The sequence below is a fragment of the Nostoc sp. genome (assembly GCF_036919495.1).
Lineage (GTDB): Bacteria > Cyanobacteriota > Cyanobacteriia > Cyanobacteriales > Nostocaceae > Nostoc.
On record NZ_JBALBZ010000124.1, the window covers coordinates 1 to 1,717 of the forward strand.

The following is a 1,717-nucleotide window of genomic DNA, read 5'->3' on the forward strand; positions in this document are numbered from 1 at the left end:
ATTATTTTTTCACAAATAGATTGGTCATCGGCTTAACTCCTTTAGCCGTGTCATTAGCAGAGTTTAAGTATTCATAGATGCCAAAAGCATCTTCAGTAGTTCGGAGCAATGAGTAGTGATTATAAGGTGTGTGATCTACAATGCCCCGTGAGGCGTGATTAGTAATCACAATCGTCGCAATGTGACCGCCGCCAAAGTTAGCGCTGCTATCAGGGTCAAAACCACAGCAACCTTGAATTTTGGCTTTGTCAAGAGGATTACTATCTTCATCCCAGGTAATAATAATTGCATTATTGCCAGACCCAGCCCACAACTTAGAAGTGGTAATTTGATTAACAACTTTTCCAATCATCGTGTCGGCAGTTTGAATCAGTTTTTGCAATTGGGGACACTCTGCTAAACCGTGCATTTCATGACATTGGTTGAAGATGATGTGGCTATAGTTGGGAACTTTATCACTGTTCATGTCGGTAGTAAGTTGATCAATCCCGACTATTTTACTGGATAAGTTTGGGTCATCTTGCACTTTTTTAAAGTTCAGAAAACCATTATGTTTGACCGCATATAATGCACGATTGAGACTGGGAGCGACAACGGACTTAGAGCCTGGAGAAGGAATATCTTCAAAATACCCTTTCCAAGTCAGCCCCTTTTGTGACAATTGGTCGATTAAGCTAAAAGAGGTAATGGTATGGTTAGCATAGTCAGGTTGACGAGAGTTGTGGCAAAATTGCTGATTACTATTAGCAAAGCAATAGAAAGCATCATCATCATGAATACCAAAAGTACTGCCGCTTAAAATGGCAACATAGTTAGCTTCGCTGGGATGTACTTCGCCATAGAAGTTACTAGCCAAACCATAGGTTTTTGCCAGTTGATTGATCATGGGTGCCTGAGGATTGCCAATAATTTGGTCGTAGGATTTGTTTTCTTCAACAATCACAAAGATATGGTCATATTTAGGGATAGCTTTGTCGTCTGGTGTAGGAGTTGAAACTACTGCTGCTGTATTTTCAACTACTTGCGGTGGGTTAGTAGCTGATTGACTAGATTTTTGTGAGTTGGATAAACAACTATTGAGCGTGAGGCTCAAGCTCAATAAGCAAATATGATGAAAAATTGTTTGAAGTCTAGGATGTAATGACATAGATACTGAGTATAAATGTTAAGTATATGTCGAATGATTTGTCGGATCAATAGAAAAATAATGGGTCAAATACCGAAACTGCCCCATATATCCGTGGCAAAACGGTTTACATCTGGCAGCACCGATTGTCTTGCCAACCAGTATGGCGTGAACTGTCAGCGCCTGCTCATTTCACCCCTACCACTTCGTGGAAGCAAGCTACGCTCCCCGCTTCCAGTTTCTTAGAGGAAAAATAGCGATCGCCAACGGCGGGGCGTAGCAAACATAGCACTGCCTCAAAATTGACGTGCTGGCAGAGGCGATTTTAGCAGAATTGGTAGTGCTTGGGGTGCGATGCCCTTCGGCGCAGGCTCAGGGTAAGACCTGCGGCGGGCGGGTACGCCATCGCACCCTATATCTAATTAGGAGGCTTTGGGTTTGACGAACTTGAGGGTCATGCGTAGGCGTAGCCCGTCGCAGACATCGCTCTCCCCATTCTTAGAGGAAGTGCGATGTCTACGACGGCAAGCTACGCTTTGGCTGTTATCGCGGCTCTCAAAGAAAAAGGTTTTACTCTTAGCCTGCAATTAT

1 protein-coding gene is annotated in these 1,717 nt (G+C 43.4%); it reads right to left on the minus strand.

Annotated elements, in window-relative coordinates; all coding sequences use genetic code 11:
• Position 1: 1 nt before the first annotated feature.
• Positions 2-1,147, minus strand: coding sequence for an alkaline phosphatase family protein (locus V7K25_RS17070; protein WP_335159729.1), 1,146 nt, complete (start codon positions 1,145-1,147; stop codon positions 2-4).
• Between the last annotated feature and the right edge of the window lie 570 nt (positions 1,148-1,717).

Excerpts from the sequence above, each read along its gene's own strand:
- V7K25_RS17070 (WP_335159729.1), bottom strand. The coding sequence starts at position 1,147 with ATGTCATTACATCCTAGACTTCAAACAATTTTTCATCATATTTGCTTA.